Consider the following 22,549-nt stretch of genomic DNA (forward strand, 5'->3'; position numbering starts at 1 on the left):
GTCCTTCTAGGCCCCCGGTGGCAGCTCGTAGCGGATCAAGGCTCTGACCATGCGCATCTCGGCACGCAGGCGGTGAACCTCCTCGCGCAGCCGCAGGGCTTCGTTCTCGAGCTCGAGAATCCGCTTGATCCCCGCGAGGTTGATGCCCTCTTCCTGGGAGAGCCGCTGCACCTCGCGGAGCTGGATGATGTCTCTCGTGGAGTAGAGGCGGCCGCGCCCCGCCGTACGCCCAGGACTGACCAGGCCGAGCCGGTCGTACTGCCGCAGCGTCTGCGGGTGGAGCCCGGAGAGCTGCGCGGCCACCGAGATCACATAGACAGGGGTGTCGTCTGACAGATCGAAGTAGTTGGCGTCCATCGGCTTACTCGCTTCTGGCTCGCTGAATGAGCTCTGCGCGCGGGTCGTCACTCGCGTGCGCGGTGTTGAACTCGTTGAGCAGCTCACGCGACTTGTCGTCGAGCGTCTTCGGCACGACCACCTCGACGCTGGCGAGCAGGTCGCCCTTGGTGCCGTCCTTCCTGGTGACACCCCTGCCCCGGACGCGGAACGTGCGCCCGTTGGGGGTGCCCGCGGGAATGCGCAGCGTGACCGGCATGCCCTTGAGGATCGGCACCTTGATCTCGGCACCCAGCGCGGCCTCCGTGAACGTCACGGGGACCGTGATCGTCAGGTTGTCGCCCGCCCGGCCGAACACGGCGTGCGGCTTGACGTTCGTCTGGATGTAGAGGTCGCCCGCCGGGCCGCCGTTCTCGCCCGGCGCCCCCTTGCCCTTGAGCTTGACCCGCTGGCCGTCGGCCACCCCCGCGGGAATGCGCGCCTGGATGGTGCGGGTGCTCTTGGCGCGGCCGCTGCCCTCGCACACGGGGCAGGGGTCGTCCACGAGCAGCCCGCGGCCCTTGCAGTCGCGGCAGGGCTCGGAGAAGGCGAAGTTGCCGAGGTTGCGGCTGGCCGCGCCGGTGCCCTCGCAGGTGGGGCAGACCCTGGGGGTCGTGCCCGCCTTGGCGCCGGTGCCGCTGCACGCGGTGCAGGCGGCGGAGCTGGTCAGCCTGAGTGACACGGTGGTGCCCTCGACGGCTTCGGTGAACGTCAGCGTCACCTCGGACTCGACGTCCTGGCCACGCCGGGGGCGGGTCGTGCCGGTGGTGCGGCCGGTGCCGCCCCCGCGGTTGAACAGCCCGCCGAACAGGTCGCCGAGCCGCTCGCCCGCGCTCCCGCCGTGACCGGTCTGCTGGGCGGTGCCGCCGAACAGGTCACCGAAGTCGAACGGGAAACCGCCACCGCCTGGACGCTGACCGCCCACCCCGGACCCGAACAGCGTGCGCGCCTCGTCGTACTCCTTGCGGCGCTTGCTGTCGGACAGGACGTCGTACGCCTCGGAGACCTCCTTGAACTTGGTCTCCTTGGTCGCGTCACCCTGGTTGGTGTCGGGGTGGTACTGCCTGGCCAGCTTCCGGTAGGCCTTCTTGATCTCGTCGGCGGTGGCGGTCTTGGGCACACCAAGGACGGCGTAGTAGTCCTTTTCCAGGTAGTCCTTGGTGCTCATCTACGGCCCTTCGTCCTAATGCCTTAGTTTTCGTCGTCATCGGACGCGGCAGGGGCGTCCTCGGGCTCGGCGACGGCCACCCGCGCCGGGCGCAGCACCCTGTCACCCATCCGGTATCCAGGCTGCAACACTTCGACGGCCGTTGGCTCGCTCACGTCCGGCGAATAGCTGTGCATCAGCGCCTCGTGGACGGTCGGGTCGAACGGCTCGCCCTTCTGCCCGAAGGCGCTGAGGCCCAGCTTGGTGAGCGCCGACTCCAGCGACTCCGCCACCTTCGCGAAGCCGCCGGTCAGCTCACCGTGGTCGCGGGCCCTGCCGATGTCGTCGAGCACGGGCAGGAGGTCCGTCAGCGCTCCGGCGACCGCTTGCTCGCGCACCGCGGCGCGGTCGCGCTCGACCCGCCTGCGGTAGTTGACGTACTCGGCCTGGAGGCGCTGCAGGTCCGCGGTCCGCTCGGCGAGCTGGGCCTCCAGCTCGCCGTTGCCGGCCGGGGCGGGCGCCTGCTCGGCGCCCTCCTGGACGTCGGCGGGGACGGACTCCCTGACCTGACCCGTCTCCGGGTCGATCTTGCGGTTGTCGCGGATCACCGGCTCCTCGTGCCCGTTGTCACGCGGCGGCATCACTGGTCCTTCTTCGGCTGGTCGTCGTCGACGATCTCGGCCTCGACCACGTCGTCGTCGGCCTTCTGCTGGTCCTGACCGGCCGTGGCGTCCTGCGGGGCGCCCTCGCCGCCGGCCTGCTGGCCCTGGCTCGCGGCGTAGATCGCCGAGCCCATCTTCTGGCTGACCGTGGCGAGCTTCTCCGCCGAGGTGCGGATGAGGTCGGTGTCGGTGCCCTCCAGAGCCTTCTTCAGCTCGGCCAGGGCGTCGTTGACCTCGGTCTTGATCTCGCCGGGGACCTTGTCGTCGTTCTCGCGGAGGAACTTCTCCGTCTGGTAGGCCAGACCGTCCGCGTTGTTGCGGACCTCGGCCTCCTCGCGGCGCTTCTTGTCCTCCTCGGCGTACGACTCGGCCTCGCGCATCATGCGCTCGATGTCGTCCTTCGGCAGCGCCGAGCCGCCGGTGATCGTCATCGTCTGCTCCTTGCCCGTGCCCAGGTCCTTGGCGGAGACGTTGACGATGCCGTTGGCGTCGATGTCGAAGGTGACCTCGATCTGCGGGATGCCGCGCGGCGCCGGCGCGATGCCGGTCAGCTCGAAGGTCGCCAGCTTCTTGTTGTAGGAGGCGATCTCGCGCTCGCCCTGGTAGACCTGGATCTGCACCGACGGCTGGTTGTCCTCGGCCGTGGTGAAGACCTCGGAGCGCTTGGTCGGGATCGTCGTGTTGCGCTCGATGATCTTGGTGAAGATGCCGCCCTTGGTCTCGATGCCCAGCGACAGCGGGGTCACGTCGAGCAGCAGGACGTCCTTGACCTCGCCCTTGAGCACGCCGGCCTGGAGCGCGGCGCCGATGGCCACGACCTCGTCGGGGTTGACGCCCTTGTTGGGCTCCTTGCCGCCGGTCAGCTCCTTGACGAGCTCGGAGACGGCGGGCATGCGGGTCGAGCCGCCGACGAGCACGACGTGCGCGATGTCGGAGACCTTGATGCCGGCGTCCTTGATGACCTGGTGGAACGGGCCCTTGGTGCGCTCGAGCAGGTCGGCCGTCAGGCGCTGGAACTCCGAGCGCGTCAGCTTCTCGTCGAGGTGCAGGGGGCCCTCGGAGGAAGCCGTGATGTAGGGGAGGTTGATGTTGGTCTCGGACTGGCTGGACAGCTCGATCTTGGCCTTCTCGGCCGCCTCGCGCAGGCGCTGGAGCGCCATCTTGTCCTTGGCCAGGTCGACGCCGTGCGCGTTCTGGAAGCGCTTGACGAGCTCGTCGACGACGCGCTGGTCCCAGTCGTCGCCGCCGAGGTGGTTGTCACCGGAGGTCGCCTTGACCTCGACGAAGCCGTGGCCGTCCTCCTGGCCGACGTCGAGCAGCGACACGTCGAAGGTGCCACCACCGAGGTCGAAGACGAGGATCGTCTGGTCCTGCTCCTTGTCGAGCCCGTAGGCGAGGGCCGCCGCGGTCGGCTCGTTGATGATGCGGAGCACGTTGAGGCCCGCGATCGTGCCGGCTTCCTTGGTGGCCTGGCGCTGGGCGTCGTTGAAGTAGGCCGGGACGGTGATCACCGCGTCGGTGATCTTCTCGCCCAGGTAGGCCTCGGCGTCCTGCTTGAGCTTCTGCAGGACGAAGGCGCTGATCTGCTGGGGCGAGAACTTCTTCCCGTCGATCTCCTGGGACCAGTTGGTGCCCATCTCGCGCTTGACCGAGCGGATCGTGCGGTCCACGTTGGTGACGGCCTGCCGCTTGGCGACCTCGCCGACGAGGACCTCGCCGTTCTTCGCGAAGGCGACCACGGACGGCGTGGTCCGCGAGCCCTGCGCGTTGGCGATGACGGTGGGCTCACCGCCCTCGAGGATCGAGACGACGGAGTTGGTCGTCCCAAGGTCGATACCTACCGCACGTGCCATGAGTACGTCCTTGTGATCAAAGTTGAGTCGGTTGGACTCAACCTATGGATGCGTGTCGTCTTTGTCAAACGACTTGAGCCTACCCGACTCAACCTCGATGAGTGTGAAAGCATTCCCGCCGAAAGGGCAAGAACGGGCGTGACAGTGCACAACACGCGTAACGGGCCTGAGCGGTTAGGGGTTCCTCCCGATCTGCCTCCTGATCTGCCTCCCGATCTGTTCGGCACGCACTTTGCCGAGATCCGCCGCTACATCGCGCGGCGGCTGTCGGAGGACGTGGCGGACGACCTCGTGGCCGACGTGTTCCTCATCGCGGTCAGCGGGGGCTACGACGCCTCGGCGGGCGCCGTGCGGCCGTGGCTGTACGGGATCGCCACCAACCTGGTCGCGCGGCACCGCCGTACCGAGACCAGGCGGTGGAAGGCGATCAGCCGGTTCGGCCGAGCGCGATGGCGGCAGCCACGAGGACGAGGTGGTCGACAGGGTCGCCGCGGCCCGCTTCACCGGCCCGCTGGCGGGGGCGCTGGGCGGGCTGAGCCGCGAGCGGCCCGACCGTCCAGGGAACTGCTCGGTGCGCCGGTGAAATGGCGGACCCCCGGAACGGTGGGCGCGTCGCCGGGGGTCCGCTTTCGGGGGATGGCTCGGAGGGGAGTGCTCGTGTCGGGCGCCGGCGCGACGAGGCCGGGCAGCGGAAATCAGGCAGCGTAAGAGCCGTCTCACGGGTTCCCCCATGGGAGCGTGACCTCGTCCCCGGCGCCCCCACGCCATGGTGCTCTGATCGATGTATCGCAAGTAATCGATCATTTGTCACTGGGGTTGTCCATAAGTGGACATCCCGCTACTTGGCGCCGTCCACGATCTTGCGCTTGCCCAGGAACCCCTTGAGCTTGACGGTCGTCGTCTTCTCGACCGCGATCATGATGCACGACATGTTCTTCGCCTTGGGCGACGTGCCCTCGTACAGGGTGATCGTGACCTTCTTGGCGGTCTCCTTCACCTTGACCCGGTCGAGCACCGTGCACGGCTCCACCCCCGACCACCAGGTGAGCTGCACCTTCTTGCCCTTCGAGACCGCCTTGGCCTTGGTCCAGCGGATCTTGTGGACGTTGATGGCGTTGCCGGTCGGCTTGACCGGCTGGGGGTCCTTCGCCGCGGGGGTGGTGGTCACCGGGTTCGAGACCACCGGGTTCGACACGGCCGGAGGCTTCTGCGCGGCCGAGGTGGAGGCCCGCTCGGCCGGCGGGGCCGCCGTGCCGCAGCCGGTGGCGAGCGCCAGACATCCGGCCAGGAGAGTCGCTGTCATTGTCCGCATACCCTTACGACGGATCACAGCGCCCGCCGGTTCAGGTGACTAGTGTGGGTCGCGTGCTCCGACAGGCCATGCTCGCCCTTTCGAAGAGCCGGCGCGCCGAGCGGCTCGTCACCACCTCCCCGCTGACCGCGGACGTGGTCAGGCGATACGTCGCCGACGACATCGGGGCCGTGGTCGGCGCGCTGACCCGCGACGGGCTGCTGGTCAGCGCCGACCACCTCGGCGAGGAGGTGAACGACCCGGCCCAGGCCGAGGCGGCCGTCGCCACCTACGTCGCGCTGCTCGACCTGCTGCCCGCGGGCTCCGACGTGTCGGTCAAGCTCACCGCGCTGGGGCTGCGGCAGTCGCAGCGGCTCGCGCTCGCCAACGCCGCCACCATCTGCGCGGCCGCGGCGGGCAAGGGCGTCACGGTCACGCTCGACGCCGAGGAGCACGACACGATCCCCGGGCTGCACGCCGTGCACGCCGCGCTGCGCAGGGACCATCCCGACGTGGGGGTGGTCGTGCAGGCGTACCTGCCGGACTCGCTCGACCGCTGCGAGAAGCTGGGCGGGGCGCGGGTGCGGCTGTGCAAGGGGGCGTACACGGCCCCAGGCGCGTACGCCAGGTCCGCCGACATCGACCGCTCCTTCGTGCGGTGCCTGAAGGTGCTGATGGCCGGCACCGGCTACCCGATGGTCGCCACCCACGACCCGCGGCTGCTGCGGATCGCCTCCGCGCTGGCGGTGCTCGACGGGCGTGACCTGAGCGGGTTCGAGTACCAGATGTTGTACGGGGTGCGGCCCGACGAGCAGGTGCGCCTGGCCGGGCTGGGGGCGCGGGTGCGCGTGTACGTTCCCTACGGCTCCGACTGGTACGCCTACCTCATGCGCAGGCTGGCCGAACGCCCGCGCAACCTGGCCTTCTTCCTCCGCTCGCTGCTGTCGCGCGGCTGACCGGCCCCGGCCCCCGCTCTCCCGGCCGCCGTGGCCGGCGGCAGCCGATAAGCTCCAGGTCAGCGTCTACTTCCTCCGATACTTCCGCCGAGGGGCCGAAATGATCGCGATTCTGGGCACGGGCAAGATGGGCGAGGCTCTGCTGTCCGGGCTGCTGCGCGCCGGGTTCAAGCCGGGCGACATCATGGCGACCACGCGCAGGGCCGAGCGCGCGGAGGCGCTGCGCGAGACGTACGGCGTGCGCACCGTGTCCAACGCCGAGGCCGCCAAGGCCGCCGACACTCTCATCCTGGCGGTCAAGCCGCAGGACATGGGGACGCTGCTGGCCGAGATCGCCCCCCACGTGCCCGCCGAGCGGCTGGTGATCTCCGCGGCGGCCGGCATCACCACGTCGTTCGTCGAGCAGCGGCTGGGGGTGGAGGTGCCGGTGGTGCGCGTGATGTCGAACACGCCGATCCGGTTCGACGAGGCGATGAGCGTCATCTCGGCGGGGGCGTACGCGGGGGAGGAGCACCTGAAGCTGGCCGAGGGGCTGCTGAAGCCGGTCGGCAAGGTGCTGCGGATCCCCGAGTCGCAGCAGGACGCCGCGACGGCGCTGTCCGGGAGCGGGCCCGCCTACTTCTTCTACCTGGTCGAGGCCATGGTGGACGCGGGGATCCTGCTCGGCATGCCGCGGGCCGCCGCGCTCGACATGGTCACCCAGTCGATCGTGGGGGCGGCGGTGATGCTGCGCGACTCGGGGGAGCATCCGGTGATCCTGCGCGAGGCCGTCACCTCACCGGGCGGGACGACGATCGCCGCCATCGCGGAGCTGGAGCGCCACAGCGTGCGCGCCGCCTTCCTGGCCGCCATCGAGGCCGCCCGCGACCGGGGGCGTCAGCTCGCGTCGGGGTGATGCCGCCCGCCTCGTGTTCCGAAACCCACCCATCCGTTACGGCAAGCCGGCGTCACCGCCCCCCGCCGCACGTGGCTGAGGGCCTCCAGGAGAACGCCCGCTGAACCCGCACGTGGCCGGCCGCCGTTACGTGCGTCTTCTTGACCGTCTGGGTGGTTTCCCGAAGCCGGGGCCGCGATCCGTCACGCGGACGCCCGAGCGGGCGCTTGTGCGGGCAGGTGGCGGGGATCCACGATGGGTCGGGTGACGATTCGTTACGGGGCCGCCCCGTTGCTCGTCCTGTTAGCGCTGACCGGTTGCACCGCTGAGGAACCGGCGACCGTCCAGGTCGCCGACGTTCGCCGGGCGCCGGTCACCGAGGTCGTCGAGGCGCCCGCCACCATCGGGGCGCGGGCCTCCGCGACACTGCGCTCGCCCGCCCAGGGCACGATCGCCAGGCTCCACGTCCGCGACGGCGACCGCGTCCGCAAGGGGCAGATCGTGGCCAGGATCCGCTCGCCCCAGGCCGAGGACCAGCTCCGCCAGGCCCGGCAGGCGTCCGAGATGGCCACTCCGGCCCGCTTCAGCGCCCCGAGCGTGCGCCTGCCGTCGTTCGACACCCGCGCCTTCGACCGCAAGGTGGCGCGGCACTTCGCCAGGGCCCGCCAGGAGGCCGCGAAGGTCGAGGACAAGCGGGCCCGCAAGCAGCTCCTGAACGCCATCGACCTGGCCAGGACCCAGCACCAGGCCCAGACCAGGGCGCTGGCCTCGATCACCGCCCAGCTCAACCGCTCCATCAGCGGCCTCATGACCGGCGTCACCAGCGGGCTGTCCGGCTCCATGGCCTCGTTGCAGGCCGCCTCCAGGTCCCAGGCCAAGGCTGCGGTCAAGGTGGCCGAGCGGACGGTGCGGTCGCTGACCGTCAAGGCGCCGTTCGCCGGGGTCGTCACGCTCGGCCGGGCGTCGGGCGGTGGCGGCATGCCCGGCGTCGAGAGCCTGCTCGGCCGGCTCCCCGGCGGGAGCGGGCAGCAGCTGCCCCCGGTGCCCGCCGGCGGGTCCGCTCAGGGGACGCCGGTGGCGGCCGGGGTGCCGGTCTCGGCGGGCGACCCGATCGTCACCGTGACCGACGTGTCCGAGCTCACCCTGGACGCCGACGTGGACGAGACGGACGTGCTGCTCGTGCGCGAGGGCGTCGAGGCGGAGGTCGAACTGGACGCGGTGCCCGGCGCCACGTACGAGGCCGCGGTGACCGGCATCGGCGTCGCCCCCATGGAGGGCACCACCGGCGGCGTCAGCTACCCCGTACGACTCAGGCTCGGCGCCGGCGCGTTCGACGACGGCTCCGAGGCGCCGACGCCCAAGCCCGGCATGAGCGCGGTGGCGCGGCTGACCGTGCGCGAATCGCCGTCGGCCGTCGCCGCGCCCGCCTCGGCCATCGTCTCCAGCGGGCGCGAGAGCGTGGTGTGGGTGGTCGGGAACGGCGTGGCCCAGCGGCGCGTGGTCAAGCTCGGCGCCCAGGGGGACGCGGTGGTGGAGGTGCTGAGCGGGCTGTCCGTGGGCGAGCGGATCGTGGTCAGGGGAGCGGACTCCGTACGGGCAGGGCAGACCCTCCCATGACCGGCGGGCCCGGGAAGGGTGATCCGGCCGGCGGGGCCCGGCGGGGAGAGGCGGCCGGCGGGCCCGCGATCGAGGCGGTCGAGCTGACCCGCCGCTACCAGCTCGACGGCGTGGCCGTGGAGGCGCTGCGGGGCGTCTCGCTGCGGATCGGCCAGGGCGAGTTCGCGGCGGTCGTCGGCCCGTCGGGGTCCGGCAAGTCCACGCTCATGCACCTGCTCGGCTGCCTCGACCGCCCGTCCTCGGGCGTGCTGCGCGTGGGCGGGGTGGACATCTCGCGGCTGTCCGACGGGGAGCTGGCCGAGCTGCGGAACAGGACGATCGGGTTCGTCTTCCAGTCCTTCCACCTGCTGGCCAGGACGACGGCGCTGGACAACGTGGCGCTGCCGCTGGTCTACCGGGGGCTGGGCAGGGCCGAGCGGCGGGCCAGGGCCCGTGCGGCGCTGGAGTCGGTGGGGCTCGGGCACCGCCTGCAGCACCGGCCCTCGCAGATGTCCGGCGGCGAGCAGCAGCGCGTGGCCATCGCCAGGGCGCTGGTGGGCGAGCCCGAGGTGCTGCTGGCCGACGAGCCCACCGGGAACCTCGACACCGCCAGCGGGACCGAGGTGATGGCCATCCTCGACCGGCTCAACGCCGAAGGCGGCATGGCGGTGGTGCTGGTCACGCACGAGGCAGAGGTGGCCGCCCACGCCAGACGGCAGATCCACGTGCGGGACGGCCTGATCGAGCGGGACGACGGCCCATGAGGGGCAGTTCGTGAGGGGTGGCGGGTCGTGAGGAACGGTGAGGCGCTGGCCATGGCGATGGAGGCGCTGCGCGTGAACCGGCTGCGCAGCGTGCTCACCATGCTGGGTGTGATCATCGGCGTGCTGGCCGTGGTGATCCTCGTGGCCATCGGCACCGGCGCGAAGGACGAGATCGAGAAGCAGATCTCCGGCCTCGGCACGAACATCATCCTCGTCGTCCCCGGCCGCATCAGCCTCGGCGCCGCGCCCACGCAGAGCAAGCTCGGCCTGGCCGACGTGGCCTACGTGCGGCGGGTGGTGGGCGACCCGTCGAAGGTGACGGTGTCGCTGCAGTCGGGCGAGACCGTGCGCGTGGGCAGGACCGAGGCGTTCGTCACGGTGATCGGCACCGATCAGAACCTGGTCAACATCTTCGAGCGGCCCGTGGACAAGGGCCGCCCGCTGAGCGAGACCGACGTGGACACCCGGCGCAGGGTGGCGGTGCTCGGCTCGGAGGTGGCCGACCGGCTGTTCGGCGAGCTGGACCCGATCGGGCGGCAGGTGACGGTGGCGGGGGCGAGGTTCCGGGTGGTCGGGGTGTACGCCACGGTGGGGCAGACGTTCGGGCTCTCCCGCGACCAGGAGATCCACATCCCGGTGACGACCGCGCAGCGGCTGCTGGGGATCGAGCGGATCAACGGGATGGCGGTGGGCGCGTCCGGGCCGGACGAGATCGATCCGCTGTCGGACCGGGTGACGGCGGCGCTGCGGGACAGGTATCCGGGCGAGCAGTTCTCGGCGGTCACGCAGACCGCGCTGCTCGGCACGGTCGGCAGCGTGCTGGGCATGCTCACCGGCGTGCTGGCGGCCATCGCGGGCATCTCGCTGCTGGTCGGCGGCGTCGGCGTGTCGAACATCATGCTGGTCAGCGTGCGCGAGCGGACCAGGGAGATCGGGCTGCGCAAGGCGCTGGGCGCCAGGCAGCGTGACATCCTGGCGCAGTTCCTGATCGAGGCGGTGCTGCTGACGACGATCGGCGGGCTCATCGGGATCCTGCTCGGGGTGGGCGGCTCGCTGGCCATCGCGGCGCTCACCGAGGTGCCGGCGTCGATCACGTGGTGGTCGATCGCGCTGGCGTTCGGGGTGTCGGCGGCGGTCGGGGTGTTCTTCGGCGTGGCGCCGGCGCGAAGGGCGGGCCGGTTGGACCCGGTGATCGCCCTTCGCGCCGAGTGAGATCCCAGCCGTCGCGGCCGGGGCTCGTGATCGCCGCCTGCGCCGAGCTCAGGCGTCGCGCCGCTGCATGAGGACCGCCCCCGCGATCGTGGCGACGGCGATCCACGCCAGGTAGACGCCGAACCCGCCCCACGGTGTCAGCGACTCGCTGCTCTGCCCGGCGACGAGCAACTGGCCGGCGTTGGTGGTGAAGTACTCGGCCACGGTCCTGCCCCACTGCCCGGGAAGCTGGTTGGCCACCTGGGGCAGCACCAGCATGAGCCCGATGGCCGCCACGAGCGCCCCGGGCGTGTGCCGGACGAGCGTCCCGAGCCCCAGCCCGAAGATCCCGCAGGCGGTCAGGTAGAGCGAGGACCCGATCAGCGCGCGGACGACCTCGCCTGTCGCGAGCTCCGGCGGCTGGGTGAAGGCCAGCCCGACGCCGAGCGCGGCGGCGGAGGCGAGCGTGGAGACGACCAGCGAGGTCGCCCCGAACACCACGAGCTTGCCGGTCAGCAGCTTCATCCGCTTGGGCACGCTCATCAGCGAGGTGCGGATGCCGCCGGTGCGGTACTCGCTGGAGATCACCAGCACGCCCAGCGCGGCGATGGCGAGCTGGGCGAACATGATCCCGAGCAGGCTCGCGGCGACGGCCTGGCCGGCGGGGATCGGCCCCTCGGCGTCGTTCTTGATGGAGGCGCTGAGCAGCGCCGACAGGCCCACCATCAGCCCGAAGGCGGCCGCCAGCGTCCACACCGTCGAGCGCACCGAGCGGATCTTCGTCCATTCGGACCTGAGGATGTCGATCATGCCGAGAACTCCAGACTGTCCTTGGTCAGCTCCATGTAGGCCGCCTCCAGCGAGGGCTGCACGAACGTCAGCTCCTCCAGCGGGATGCCGGCCCTGGCCGTCAGGGTGCCGATCTCCAGCGTGCTCATCGCGGTCACCCGCAGGTGGTCGTGGTGCAGCTCGCCGACCTTGACCAGCTCGGCCACCTCGGCCAGCCGGGGCGAGCGGACCCGTACGTAACCCTGGGAGCTGCGGCCGATGAACTCCTGCACGCTCGTGTCGGCGATCAGCCGGCCCCTGCCGATGACGATCAGATGGTCGGCGGTCTGCGCCATCTCGCTCATCAGATGGCTGGAGACGAACACCGCCCGCCCCTGGGCCGCCAGCTCGCGCATGAACGTGCGGATCCACAGGATGCCGTCGGGGTCGAGCCCGTTGACGGGCTCGTCGAACAGCAGGATCTCGGGGTCGCCGAGCAGCGCCGCGGCGATGCCGAGCCGCTGCGACATGCCCAGCGAGAAGCCGCCGACCCGCCGCTTGGCCACCTCGCGCAGCCCGACGGTCTCCAGCACCTCCTCCACGCGGGAGGCCGGCAGGCCGTTGCTCTGTGCGATGGCGAGCAGGTGGTTGCGGGCGCTGCGCCCGCCGTGCACGGCCTTGGCGTCGAGCAGCGCGCCCACCTTGCGCAGGGGATGCCGTAGCTCGGCGTAGGGGCGCCCGGCCACGAGCACGGACCCGCCGGACGGGCGGTCGAGGCCGAGGATCATGCGCATGGTGGTCGACTTGCCGGCGCCGTTGGGGCCGAGGAAGCCGGTCACCTGACCCGGCTCGACGTCGAACGACAGGTCCGCGACGGCCATGGTTGAGCCGTAGCGCTTGCTCAGGTTCGTTGCTCGAATCGCGGTCATGGTGCAAGCGTGCCGTCGCGCCCGCCGGTTTTCTTCCTGCCAGGGAACCGTTCGCCGGGCGGCGGGCTAGGACCGTGGTCCTACTCTCCAGGGTGGACCAGCGCCGCCTCGTAGGCGATGATCACGGCCTGCGCGCGGTCCCTGACGCCGAGCTTCGCGAACAGGCTCGTCACGTGGTTCTTCACGGTCGAGGGGGAGACGGCCAGGCCGGCGGCGATCTCCGCGTTCGACCGGCCGCGGGCGATCAGCACGAGGATCTCCCGCTCGCGGTCCGTGAGCCCCGACAGCTCGGCGGGTGCCGTGCGCGGGGGCGAGGTGCGGACGAACGTGCCGATGAGCCGGGTCAGCAGGCGCGGCGCGACGGCCGACTCGCCCCGGTGCACGACGCGGACGCCCTCGATCAGCTCCTCGGGGGAGACGTCCTTGGGCAGGAACCCGTCGGCGCCCGCCCGCAGCGCCGCCACCACGTTCTCGTCCAGGTCGAACGTGCTCAGCGCGAGCACCCGCACGCCGGGCAGCTCCGTGGTGATCAGCTCGGTGGCGCGCACCCCGCCCATGCCGGGCATGTGCAGGTCCATCAGCACCACGTCGGGGCGCAGCCGCCTGCTCAGCTCCACGGCCTGCTCGCCGTCCGCCGCCTCGCCGACCACGCTCAGGTCGGGCTGCGCGTCGAGCATGAGCTTGAAGCCCGTACGCACGAGCGCGTAATCGTCGGCCAGCAGGACACTGATCATGCCTTCTCCAGGGGTAAGCGGGCGTGCACGCGGAAGCCGCCTTCGGGTCTGGGGCCGGTGGACAGCTGGCCGCCGCACAGGGCGACCCGCTCGGCCATGCCGCCGAGCCCGAAGCCCGGCGTGCCGTCGTCCTTCGGCAGGCCGTCGTCGAGCACCTCGACCTCCACGGCCGAGGCCCCGTAGGCCAGGCGCACGCTGGCCCTGGCGCCGGCCGCGTGCTTGCGGGTGTTGGTCAGCGCCTCCTGCACGATCCGGTAGACGGCGTGGTCCACGGCGGCGGGCAGCTCGACGGGCTCTCCCGTCACGGCCAGGTGGGCCGGCAGCCCCGCGGACCTGGCCTCCTTGATCAGCGCGGGCAGGCGGTCGGCGCCCACCCCGGTGGCGGCGTCCGGCCCCTCGTTGCCGTCGGCCCGCAGCACGTCGAGCAGGCGGCGCATCTCCGACATCGCCTGGCGGGCGGTCTGCTCGGCGCTCTCCAGGGCTTCCCTGGTGACCTCCTGCTCGGGCGGCAGCGTGGCACGCGCGCCGCCGACCAGCGCGTTGATCACGGTGATGTGGTGCGCGACCACGTCGTGCAGCTCCCTGGCGATGCGCCGCCGCTCGGCGCGCACCGCCGCGTCGGCGGCCTCGCGCCTGCCGCGCTCGTTGAGCTCGGTCCTGAGCCGGACGAGCTGGCCGAGGCCCGCGGGGATGGCGACCATGAACAGGGCCGTCGCCCAGGCGGCCTGGACCGGGGTGCCCAGCTCCATCACGACGGTGTAGAACAGCCAGGTCACCGCCGAGACGATGGCGGTGGTGCGGCCGGTGGTGAAGCGGCTCATGCTGTAGAGGGCGACGGTCGTGGCGACGTTGGGGGAGTCGACGAGACCTGTCAGGATGCTCACCGCGTCCACGGCAGCCACCAGGGCCACGGTCGTGATCGGCCGGTTGCGGCGCATGAGCAGGGGCAGCACGGTCAGCAGGTAGTGCACGTTGCCGAGGGCGAGCCGGGTGTCGCCCAGGGCCAGCACGGCGGCGGCGCCCAGGATCGACGGGATGGTGAGCACGATCACCAGCGTCCGGTCGGAGACCTTGGGACGCTGGAAGAATCGCACGATCTTCATGAGGGTCCGCACCGCGCGCACGATCAAACCCTAGTTCAGGACATGTCGGCGTTGCCGGGACGTTCTACCGCGCCGAGCCCGGGCTACAACCGGGCGTCTGCCCTGCGGTAACGTCGGCGCAAGGCGAGGGACACGCGGAGGGGTTGGCATGAGCCGGTCGGCACGGGTGATCTGGGACGACGCTCTCACCTCCTACAACTTCGGCCCGAGCCATCCACTCGCCCCCGTGCGGGTGGAGCTCACCATGGCGCTCGCCCGCGAGCTCGGCGTGCTCGACAAGGTCGAGATGGCCGGTTGCGGCCCCGCGAGCGACGACGAGCTGGCCATGGTGCACGACCGCGCCTACATCGAGGCCGTCAAGCGCGTGTCCGCCACCGGCAGGCCCGATCTGAGCGTGGGGCTCGGCACGAGCGACAATCCGGCGTTCGCGGGCGTGCACGAGGCGTCCGCGCTGATCGCCGGGGCCTCGCTGGCCGCCGCCCGCTCGGTGTGGGAGGGCACGGCCGAGCACGCGGTCAACGTCGCGGGCGGGCTGCACCACGCGATGCCCGCCGCGGCGAGCGGGTTCTGCGTCTACAACGATCCGGCGCTGGCCATCGCGTGGCTGCTGCGGCAGGGCGCGAGCCGCGTCGCGTACGTGGACGTGGACGTGCACCACGGCGACGGCGTGCAGGCGGTGTTCTACGACGACCCCAGGGTGCTGACGATCAGCCTGCACGAGAGCCCGCGCACGCTGTTCCCCGGCACGGGCTTCCCGGAGGAGACCGGGGCCGCGGGCACGGCCGTCAACGTCGCGCTCCCGGCCGGCACGGGCGACTCCGGCTGGTTGCGGGCCTTCCACGCGGTGGTGCCGCCGCTGCTGCACGAGTTCCGGCCCGAGATCCTGGTGACCCAGCACGGCTGCGACAGCCACGCGCTCGACCCCCTGGCCAACCTCATGCTCAGCGTCGACGGCCAGCGGGCCGCGTACGCGGCGCTGCACCGCCTGGCCCACGAGACGGCGGGCGGCCGGTGGATCGCCACCGGCGGGGGCGGCTACGAGCTGGTGCAGGTGGTGCCGCGGGCCTGGACGCACCTCATCGCCGAGTTGTCGGGGCATCCGGTCGATCCGGCCACGCCGACGGGTCAGGGCTGGCGGCAGTTCGTACGGGAGCGTACGGGCGAGACACCGCCGCTGACCATGACGGACGGCCGAAACCCGGAATTTCGCGACTTGTCCGGTGGTTATGATCCAGCGGACCCCATTGACCGTGCGGTCATGGCGACCCGAAACGCGGTGTTCCCCCTGCACGGCCTCGATCCGATGCCCTGACCGAGGCGCACGGCCTCGCTCCGTAGCCCTGACGAGGAAGAACCAGTGCTGAGCCGCGACGAACTCAGAGATCATCTTGTATACAGCCGCATAGCCGGCGATGTCGCGACCCCCCGCGAGAACAACCTGGACCACTACAGCTCGCTGGCCAACGGCGACCCCTACTACGCGCTGGGCCTGACCTTCGACCAGCCGTGGTCGTACCGCGACATCCTCGCCCTGATGGCCAAGTCCGCGGGCGTGGTCTCCGACCCCGACCACCGCTGGGGCCAGGACACCATCGACCCCGACCTGACGATCGACGCGATCGACGCCATGGCCGAGCGCATCGCCTCGGTGCTGTCGCGGCCGGAGCCGCGCATCCTGTTCGCCACCGGGCACCCCACCGGCATCCTGGCCATCCACCTGACTCTGGCCGCCTTCTGCGCGGCGAAGGGCGCGCGGCTGCTGTCGCCGGCCGAGGGCTGGACGTACGCGGGGTCGGGTTTCGGTCGTCCCAGAAGGATCCGTTATCTCCAGGACATCGCCATGCTCGACGACCGCGGCGCGCTGGTGCACACCCACGACGCGGCCCCGATGCGGCACATGCTGGACGAGCTGGACGGCGACCACCCCGACCTGGTGATCGCCGACCACGGCTGGGCCGGAGCGGCAGGGGAGGCGGGTGTGCCCACAGTGGCGTTCGCCGACTGCAACGACCCCGGGCTCTTCGTCGGTGAGGCGGAAGGCAAGCTTGACGTGGTCGTGCCACTCGACGACAACGTGCTACCCCGCTACTACGCTCCGTTGACCGAGAGGTTGGTCACAGGAGTCTCACGCGCCCTTTGAGTCTAATTCGGTCATCCGCATACCGTCTTTTCGCGCCTGCATTCCAAGAGGCTCGCTGTCCCTTTGCCAACTTTTGACGGGGCTCCGGCGACTCTTATGTGTGGCAACTTGGACAGTTCCAACGTCCAAAAGTGGTGCTCGGGCAGGCTGCTGGCCAGCGATTTCGCTGGTTCGGCTGACAGACGACTCCGGCAGTTGAGAAACTAGGGGGTTTGCGCACCCGGAGTCCCGACTTACGCTGACGGCAGTACACGTGCGTGAGCAATGGCACCAGTGGGGATAACCCGGAAACACGTGCGGAAGAGGCGTCCGATGGGTGCAGGCGAAAGACCTCTCAGCGAGGTGAAGTTCCTGACCGTCGCAGAAGTGGCGACGGTCATGAGGGTGTCCAAGATGACGGTGTACCGGCTCGTTCACTCGGGCGAGCTGCCGGCCATCAGAGTCGGCCGATCGTTCAGGGTGCCTGAGCAGGCGGTACACGACTATCTGCGGGAGGCCTACATCGAGGCAGGTTGACGTAGCGACACGCCGAGTCGTGTCGTGAGTGCTCTCGCGGGAGAGGCCCGGCCGCCGCTGGTGCGGCCGGGCTCTCACCCCCCGAGGGGCGATCTACCGTGGATCGCCGGTAGTCTGTGAGCCGGTGTGCGCTCGCACTCCGGTTCAGACGTGCTATCAGTACCTGGGGGTCCCGTGGGCTCTGTGATCAAGAAGCGCCGCAAGCGGATGGCTAAGAAGAAGCACCGCAAGCTGCTCAAGAAGACGCGCATCCAGCGGCGTAACAAGAAGTAACCGACGCAGCTGCGAGGCGCTGATGACCCACACCGTGCTTGTCACCGGGGTCTCGCGCCACATCGGCGCCCGGGTGGCGAGTGCTCTGGCGGCGGACCCGGACATCAGCCGCGTCATAGGAGTGGACACCGTGCCGCCCCCCTCGCTGACGCGAGACGGCGGCATCTCTCTCGGCCGGACGGAGTTCGTCCGGGTCGATCTGCGCAGCCCTGACATCGCTCAGGTGATCGCGGCCGCGGACATCGACACCGTTGTGCACATGAGCCTGGTCAGCGCTCCGTCGCGAAACGGCGGCAGGGCGGCCATGAAGGAGCACAACGTCATCGGCACCATGCAGTTGCTCGGTGCCTGCCAGCGGTCGGCGACCGTGCGACGTGTGGTGGTGCGCTCCACCACCGCCGTCTACGGCTCGTCGCCCCGGGATCCGGCGGTGTTCACCGAGGATCTGGAGCCGCACGACGGCCCGATCCACGGATACGCCAAGGACGCGGCCGAGGTCGAGGGTTACGTGCGGGGCTTCGCCCGGCGCCGCCCCGACGTGGTCGTCTCGCTGCTGCGCTTCGCCAACTTCATGGGTCCTGGCGTCGACTCGCCGCTGACTCGTTACTTCACCCAGCCGGTGCTGCCGACCGTGTTCGGCTTCGACCCGCGGCTGCAGTTCGTCCACGAGGACGACGCGGTCGAGGTGCTGCGCCGGATGGCGACCGAAGATCACCCCGGCACGTTCAACGTGGCCGGGGCGGGCGTGTTGCTCCTGTCCCAGTGCGCCAGGCGGGCGGGGCGGCCGAAGCTGCCGCTGTTCTCGCCCGCGTTCAAGGTGCTGGGCGGCGCCGTGCGCCAGATCGGGCTGGTCGAGTACTCGCCCGAGCAGGTCCGCCTGATGTGCCACGGCCGCGCGGTCGACATCTCTCGGCTGGAGGCCGAGCTGGGCTGGAGGCCCAAGTTCACCACCGGCGCGGCCTTCGACGACTTCCTGCGCTCGCGCGGCCTGCGGCCGCTCGGAGGTGTGCGCGCGTGAGCGTCCCGCAGCACGACCCGGAGGTGTGCGCGTGAGCGTCCCCCACGGGGAGGAGGCCCGCGTGATCCCCATCAGCGCGGCCCCGTCCTTCGAGCAGCAACCCTCCGCCGACGAGCTCGCCGAACGGCTGGCCAAGCTGCTGGCCTTCCTGCGCAGGCGGATGACGGGCGACTACGAGGTCGACGAGTTCGGCTACGACGCCGAGCTGACCGACAAGGTGGTGCTCGAGCTCATCAGGCCGCTCTACACCCACTGGTTCAGGGTGGAGACGCTGGAGCTGAAGAACATCCCCGACGACAGCGGCGCGCTGGTGGTCGCCAACCACTCCGGCACGCTGCCGCTGGACGCGCTGATGTTGCAGGTGGCGCTGCACGACGAGGCCGGCAGGCCGCTGCGGCTGCTCGGCGCCGACCTGGTCTACCAGCTCCCGCTGCTGAGCCACCTGGCCCGCAAGACCGGCCACACGCTGGCCTGCCGCGAGGACGCCGACCGGCTGCTGCGCAAGGGCGAGCTGGTCGGGGTGTTCCCCGAGGGCTTCAAGGGCGTCGGCAAGCCGTTCTCCGAGCGCTACAAGCTGCAGCGCTTCGGCCGCGGCGGCTTCGTGGCCTCGGCCATCCGCGCCGGGGTGCCCATCGTGCCCACCGCGATCGTGGGCGCCGAGGAGATCTATCCCAAGATCGGCGATCTGAAGTTCCTGGCCAGGATGCTGGGGCTGCCCTACCTGCCGATCACCCCGTTCTTCCCGCTGCTGGGGCCGCTCGGCCTGGTGCCGCTGCCGTCCAAGTGGATGATCGAGTTCGGCGAGCCGATCCGCACCGACGAGTACGAGCCGTCCGCCGCCGACGATCCCATGCTCGTCTTCAACATCACCGACCACGTACGCGAGGTCATCCAGCAACTCCTCAACGAGCTGCGGCTGCGCAGGGGGCACGCCTTCCCGCCCCTTCTCTGAAGATCGGCTGCAACCGCTCCGATCCCCCCGGTGTTCTTCGCACGGATTTTCACGGAACACCGAAGGGACAACCCTCATGGATCTGCAGCTTTCCGGCCGCGTCGCCGTCGTCACGGGCGCGTCCAGGGGCATCGGCCTGGCCGTCGCCCGCACCCTGGCCGGGGAGGGCGCCCACGTGGTCGCCGCCTCCCGCACGCCGTCCGACGCCCTCGCCGACGCCAAGGTGACGCACGTCGCGGTGGACCTCATGGACCCGGCCGCGCCCGCACGGGTCGTCGAGCGGGCCGTGGAGCAGTTCGGCGGGGTGGACATCCTGGTCAACAACGCCGGCGGGCCGCCGCCCGGAGCGACGCTGCCGCGGGCCGGGTTCATGGCGCCGGACGACGCGGACTGGGCGGCGATGTTCGAGTTCAACCTGTTCGCGGCGGTACGCATGATCCGGGCTGCGGTGCCGTACATGCTGGAGCGGGGCGGCGGCTCGATCGTCAACGTCTCCTCGACCATGGGCAGGCAGGCCGGCGCCGTGAACGTCGACTACAGCGCCGCCAAGGCGGCCGTGCTGGCGTTGAGCAAGTCCCTGTCCGCCGAGTACGCGCCGCAGGGCGTGCGGGTCAACACGGTCACGCCCGGGGCGGTGCTGACGGACTGGTGGACGAAGGAGGGCGGCGCGGCCGAGGTCTTCGCGGGCATGGTCGGCGCCGACAGGGACAGCGTGATCAACGAGGTGGCTCCTACGATGATGGGGCTGGCCACCGGCAGGCTGGTGCACCCGCAGGAGATCGCCGACGCGGTCGCCCTCCTCGTCTCCCCCCGCTCCGGCAGCACGACCGGCGCCGAGTTCGTGATCGACGGAGGCCAGCTGAAGGAGATCTGAACCCGATCGGCGGGTTGTGGCAAGACATCCGTGACCGATCCCCCACAGAAGGGCGGAGATGATCACGCAACCCGCCGTCAGGGGTGCGGACGCCGACCTCGTACGGGCCTCGTGGACGGAACCCGAGGCCTTCGCCGAGCTCTTCGACCGCTACTCCGCCATGCTCTACCGGTACGTCTCCAGACGCCTCGGTCCCGAGCCCGCCGAGGACCTCGTCGGTGAGACGTTCCTGGTGGCGTTCTCCCGCAGGAAGAGCTACGACCTGGCGTACGCGGACGCCAGGCCGTGGCTCTTCGGCATTCTCACCAAGCTGGTCTCCCGCCACCACCGCACCGAGGCGGCCCGCTACCGGGCCCTGCTGCGTGCCCCTGTGGACTCCGAGGTGGAGTCGCCCGCCGACCGGGTGGCGGCCGGGGTGACCGCCCAGGCCGTGCGTGCCGAGCTGGCCGGCGCCCTGGCCGCGCTGCCCGCCAGGGACCGCGACGTGCTGCTGCTGATCGCCTGGGGCGATCTGACGTACGAGGAGGCCGCGCGGGCGCTCGGCATCCCCGTGGGAACCGTGCGCTCCCGCCTCAACAGGGGCAGGCGGAAGGTACGTGCCGCGCTCGGCGACGCCAACCCGATGGAGGAGGAGTGACGATGGACGACCTGAAGCTGCTCCAGGACTTCGGGGCGGAGCTGGAGCACCAGCCACCTGCCACGCTCGTCCGCCAGCGCGAGCGGTTGCTGCGTGCCCGGCCCCGGCGCAGGTGGCCGGGATGGTGGACGGCCGGTCTCGTGGCCGTCGCCACGGCCGCCGCCGTCGCGGCGCCGGTGGCGTTCGTCGCCACCCGGCACACGGCCGCGCCACCGGCCGGCACGGACACGGTGGACATGAGCGGCACCAGGAACGTGCTGGTGATCGGCTCGGACACGCGCGAGGGCGAGGGCAACGAGAAGTACGGCCCCGAGTCGGCCAGGCAGAAGGCGGGCCGCCGGTCCGACACCATCATCATCGTGCACGTGCCCGCGGACCGGAGCAGGGCCACCGCGGTCAGCGTCTCGCGTGACCTGATCGTCGACATCCCGCGCTGCGGCTCGCAACCCGCCCGGGTGGACCTGATCAACGCGGCGTACGGCTCGGGCGGCGTCGCGTGCCTCAGGACGACGCTGGAGAAGCTGTCGGGGCTGCGCCTGCATCACACGGTCGAGGTGGACTTCGCCGGATTCAAGGACATGGTGGACGCGATCGGCGGCGTCACGGTCGAGCTTCCCGAGCCTGTGGACGACCGCGCCGCGAAGCTGAGGCTGCCCGCGGGCGAGCAGCTGCTCAACGGCGAGCAGGCCCTGGGCTACGCGCGGCTGCGCCACTACGGTGACGGCTCCGACATCGCCCGCATGAAGCGGCAGCAGGTGCTGGTGAAGACGATGCTGCAGAAGGCCCAGCGGAGCCTGGCCGGCGACCCCGGCAAGCTCAAGGAGTTCATGGGCGCGATGCGCGGGTCGGTCGGGACGGACCTCTCGCTGGAGGCGATGTACGAGCTCGGCACCCAGCTCACCGGCACCAGGATGAACTTCGTGGCCGTCCCCTGGGAGCCCTACGCGAAGGACCCGAACCGGCTCCAGCTGAAGCAGCCCGCGGCGCGGGCGCTGTTCGAGTCGCTGAAGTAGGGGCGGTCAGCGGCGGTAGTGGCGGCGCAGGGCGATGCCCGCCGCCACACCGCCCGCCACGGCGCCCACGCCGGCCGCGATCGGCAGGGCCGTCAGCGTGGCCTTGCGCCCGGTGCGGAAGTCCTTGATCTCCCAGTCGTGCTTCCTGGCGTGCTCGCGCAGCTCGCTGTCGGGATTGATCGCCACGGCGGTGCCGACCAGCGACAACATCGGCAGGTCGTTGGCCGAGTCGCTGTAGGCGGTGCAGCGGGTCAGGTCGAGGCCCTCCCTGCGCGCCAGCGCGCGCACCGCCTCGGCCTTGGCGGGCCCGTGGAGCAGGTCGCCGACCAGCCGCCCGGTGTAGACGCCGTTGCTGGTCTCGGCGACCGTGCCGAGCGCGCCGGTCAGGCCGAGCCGCTGCGCGATCACCCTGGCCAGCTCGATCGGCGTGGCGGTGACCAGCCAGACCCGCTGGCCCGCGTCGAGGTGGTGCTGGGCGAGCGCGCGGGTGCCGCCCCAGATGCGGTCGGCCATGACCTCGTCGTAGATCTCCTCGCCGAGGCGGACGACGTCGTCGACCTTGGCCCCGGCGACGAACGCCAGCGCCGTCTCCCTGGCCACCGCGATGTGCTCGGGGTTCTCGTTGCCGCGCAGCCGGAACACCGCCTGCCCCACGGCGAACTTGAACAGGTCGGACGTGGTGAACAGCCCGCGCGTGGCCAGCCCCCGGGCGAAGTGGTAGATCGACGCGCCCCGCATCATCGTGTTGTCGACGTCGAAGAACGCCGCACCCTGCAGGTCCGGCTCGGCGGGCGCGACGGTGACCGCCGCCTGTGCCGCGACCTCGCCGGCGACCTCGGGCTGCGGTTGCTGTTGTCGTCGCATAAGCCGCCACATGGGCTTC

22 protein-coding genes and 3 pseudogenes are annotated in these 22,549 nt (G+C 71.0%); 15 read left to right on the top strand and 10 right to left on the bottom strand.

Annotation, left to right across the window (positions count from 1 at the left end; all coding sequences use genetic code 11):
• Positions 1 to 33 precede the first annotated feature (33 nt).
• The 4 genes and pseudogenes from ACBJ32_RS55100 to dnaK all read right to left on the bottom strand — a co-directional run.
• Positions 34 to 357, bottom strand: a pseudogene (locus tag ACBJ32_RS55100) (heat shock protein transcriptional repressor HspR); the annotation flags it as partial.
• A gap of 4 nt (positions 358 to 361) precedes the next feature.
• Positions 362 to 1,543, bottom strand: coding sequence for a molecular chaperone DnaJ (gene dnaJ / locus ACBJ32_RS55105; RefSeq protein ID WP_375133653.1), 1,182 nt, complete (start codon positions 1,541 to 1,543; stop codon positions 362 to 364).
• 23 nt (positions 1,544 to 1,566) lie between these two features.
• Positions 1,567 to 2,163 carry a nucleotide exchange factor GrpE gene (gene grpE, locus ACBJ32_RS55110; RefSeq protein ID WP_357875226.1) on the bottom strand — a complete coding sequence of 199 codons (597 nt, stop codon included), beginning with the start codon at positions 2,161 to 2,163 and terminating at the stop codon, positions 1,567 to 1,569.
• Positions 2,163 to 4,037 (bottom strand): molecular chaperone DnaK, encoded by a 1,875-nt coding sequence (gene dnaK, locus ACBJ32_RS55115; RefSeq protein ID WP_357875228.1) that lies wholly within the window; start codon positions 4,035 to 4,037, stop codon positions 2,163 to 2,165. The genes grpE and dnaK overlap by 1 nt, the downstream gene beginning before the upstream one ends.
• 48 nt (positions 4,038 to 4,085) lie before the next feature.
• On the opposite strand from dnaK, the pseudogene ACBJ32_RS55120 reads away from it, so the two are divergent.
• Positions 4,086 to 4,394: pseudogene (locus tag ACBJ32_RS55120) on the top strand (hypothetical protein); the annotation flags it as partial.
• A 481-nt stretch (positions 4,395 to 4,875) separates the two neighbouring features.
• Here ACBJ32_RS55120 and ACBJ32_RS55125 read toward each other — a convergent pair.
• On the bottom strand, positions 4,876 to 5,340 hold the full coding sequence (locus ACBJ32_RS55125; protein ID WP_375133654.1) for a hypothetical protein: 465 nt from the start codon (positions 5,338 to 5,340) through the stop codon (positions 4,876 to 4,878).
• 62 nt (positions 5,341 to 5,402) lie between these two features.
• Between ACBJ32_RS55125 and ACBJ32_RS55130 the strand changes: the two genes are divergently transcribed.
• The 5 genes and pseudogenes from ACBJ32_RS55130 to ACBJ32_RS55150 all read left to right on the top strand — a co-directional run bounded on the left by ACBJ32_RS55130 (position 5,403) and on the right by ACBJ32_RS55150 (position 10,730).
• The gene (locus tag ACBJ32_RS55130) at positions 5,403 to 6,284 is read left to right on the top strand and encodes a proline dehydrogenase family protein (RefSeq protein ID WP_375133655.1); all 882 of its coding nucleotides are present in this window, start codon (positions 5,403 to 5,405) and stop codon (positions 6,282 to 6,284) included.
• 100 nt (positions 6,285 to 6,384) lie between these two features.
• Entirely contained in the window at positions 6,385 to 7,179 is a 795-nt protein-coding gene (gene proC / locus ACBJ32_RS55135; protein ID WP_225270901.1) for a pyrroline-5-carboxylate reductase, read from the top strand.
• Positions 7,180 to 7,422: 243 nt separating this feature from the next.
• The gene (locus ACBJ32_RS55140) at positions 7,423 to 8,775 is read left to right on the top strand and encodes an efflux RND transporter periplasmic adaptor subunit (protein WP_375133656.1); all 1,353 of its coding nucleotides are present in this window, start codon (positions 7,423 to 7,425) and stop codon (positions 8,773 to 8,775) included.
• Positions 8,772 to 9,359 (top strand): annotated as a pseudogene (locus ACBJ32_RS55145) (ABC transporter ATP-binding protein); the annotation flags it as partial. The gene ACBJ32_RS55140 and the pseudogene ACBJ32_RS55145, both read left to right, overlap by 4 nt.
• 186 nt (positions 9,360 to 9,545) lie before the next feature.
• Positions 9,546 to 10,730: an ABC transporter permease gene (locus tag ACBJ32_RS55150; protein ID WP_357875241.1), complete on the top strand. Its 1,185-nt coding sequence runs from the start codon at positions 9,546 to 9,548 to the stop codon at positions 10,728 to 10,730.
• A gap of 48 nt (positions 10,731 to 10,778) precedes the next feature.
• Here the strand turns inward: ACBJ32_RS55150 and ACBJ32_RS55155 are convergent, their stop codons facing one another.
• The 4 genes from ACBJ32_RS55155 to ACBJ32_RS55170 form a co-directional block, all read right to left on the bottom strand.
• Entirely contained in the window at positions 10,779 to 11,519 is a 741-nt protein-coding gene (locus tag ACBJ32_RS55155; protein ID WP_375133657.1) for an ABC transporter permease, read from the bottom strand.
• The gene (locus tag ACBJ32_RS55160; protein ID WP_357875245.1) at positions 11,516 to 12,406 is read right to left on the bottom strand and encodes an ABC transporter ATP-binding protein; all 891 of its coding nucleotides are present in this window, start codon (positions 12,404 to 12,406) and stop codon (positions 11,516 to 11,518) included. Before ACBJ32_RS55160 ends, ACBJ32_RS55155 begins: the two co-directional genes overlap by 4 nt.
• A gap of 80 nt (positions 12,407 to 12,486) precedes the next feature.
• Complete coding sequence (locus tag ACBJ32_RS55165; RefSeq protein WP_375133658.1) at positions 12,487 to 13,140, bottom strand: response regulator; 654 nt, start codon at positions 13,138 to 13,140, stop codon at positions 12,487 to 12,489.
• Positions 13,137 to 14,243 carry a sensor histidine kinase gene (locus tag ACBJ32_RS55170; RefSeq protein WP_375133659.1) on the bottom strand — a complete coding sequence of 369 codons (1,107 nt, stop codon included), beginning with the start codon at positions 14,241 to 14,243 and terminating at the stop codon, positions 13,137 to 13,139. The genes ACBJ32_RS55165 and ACBJ32_RS55170 overlap by 4 nt, the downstream gene beginning before the upstream one ends.
• A 148-nt stretch (positions 14,244 to 14,391) precedes the next feature.
• Between ACBJ32_RS55170 and ACBJ32_RS55175 the strand changes: the two genes are divergently transcribed.
• The 9 genes from ACBJ32_RS55175 to ACBJ32_RS55215 all read left to right on the top strand — a co-directional run bounded on the left by ACBJ32_RS55175 (position 14,392) and on the right by ACBJ32_RS55215 (position 21,666).
• Positions 14,392 to 15,555 carry an acetoin utilization protein AcuC gene (locus tag ACBJ32_RS55175; RefSeq protein ID WP_375133660.1) on the top strand — a complete coding sequence of 388 codons (1,164 nt, stop codon included), beginning with the start codon at positions 14,392 to 14,394 and terminating at the stop codon, positions 15,553 to 15,555.
• Between the two features lie 45 nt (positions 15,556 to 15,600).
• Positions 15,601 to 16,383 carry a phosphatase gene (locus ACBJ32_RS55180; protein ID WP_375133661.1) on the top strand — a complete coding sequence of 261 codons (783 nt, stop codon included), beginning with the start codon at positions 15,601 to 15,603 and terminating at the stop codon, positions 16,381 to 16,383.
• A gap of 312 nt (positions 16,384 to 16,695) precedes the next feature.
• A complete protein-coding gene (locus tag ACBJ32_RS55185; RefSeq protein WP_026214222.1) occupies positions 16,696 to 16,899 on the top strand; it encodes a helix-turn-helix domain-containing protein in 204 nt (67 codons plus the stop codon).
• Between the two features lie 174 nt (positions 16,900 to 17,073).
• Positions 17,074 to 17,172: a 30S ribosomal protein bS22 gene (locus ACBJ32_RS55190; RefSeq protein ID WP_018654693.1), complete on the top strand. Its 99-nt coding sequence runs from the start codon at positions 17,074 to 17,076 to the stop codon at positions 17,170 to 17,172.
• 22 nt (positions 17,173 to 17,194) lie between these two features.
• The gene (locus ACBJ32_RS55195; protein ID WP_357875255.1) at positions 17,195 to 18,190 is read left to right on the top strand and encodes an NAD-dependent epimerase/dehydratase family protein; all 996 of its coding nucleotides are present in this window, start codon (positions 17,195 to 17,197) and stop codon (positions 18,188 to 18,190) included.
• A gap of 31 nt (positions 18,191 to 18,221) precedes the next feature.
• A complete protein-coding gene (locus ACBJ32_RS55200; protein WP_375133662.1) occupies positions 18,222 to 19,142 on the top strand; it encodes a lysophospholipid acyltransferase family protein in 921 nt (306 codons plus the stop codon).
• A 76-nt stretch (positions 19,143 to 19,218) separates the two neighbouring features.
• Positions 19,219 to 20,016, top strand: coding sequence for an SDR family NAD(P)-dependent oxidoreductase (locus tag ACBJ32_RS55205; protein WP_375133663.1), 798 nt, complete (start codon positions 19,219 to 19,221; stop codon positions 20,014 to 20,016).
• A 58-nt stretch (positions 20,017 to 20,074) separates the two neighbouring features.
• Entirely contained in the window at positions 20,075 to 20,653 is a 579-nt protein-coding gene (locus tag ACBJ32_RS55210) for an RNA polymerase sigma factor (RefSeq protein ID WP_357875259.1), read from the top strand.
• Positions 20,654 to 20,655: 2 nt separating this feature from the next.
• Positions 20,656 to 21,666, top strand: coding sequence for an LCP family protein (locus ACBJ32_RS55215; protein WP_375133664.1), 1,011 nt, complete (start codon positions 20,656 to 20,658; stop codon positions 21,664 to 21,666).
• A gap of 6 nt (positions 21,667 to 21,672) precedes the next feature.
• Here ACBJ32_RS55215 and ACBJ32_RS55220 read toward each other — a convergent pair whose 3' ends face one another.
• Entirely contained in the window at positions 21,673 to 22,530 is an 858-nt protein-coding gene (locus ACBJ32_RS55220; protein ID WP_375133665.1) for an HAD family hydrolase, read from the bottom strand.
• Positions 22,531 to 22,549: the final 19 nt, after the last annotated feature.

This window comes from Nonomuraea sp. GTA35, from assembly GCF_041950525.1.
In the GTDB taxonomy this organism is placed as follows: Bacteria; Actinomycetota; Actinomycetes; order Streptosporangiales; family Streptosporangiaceae; genus Nonomuraea.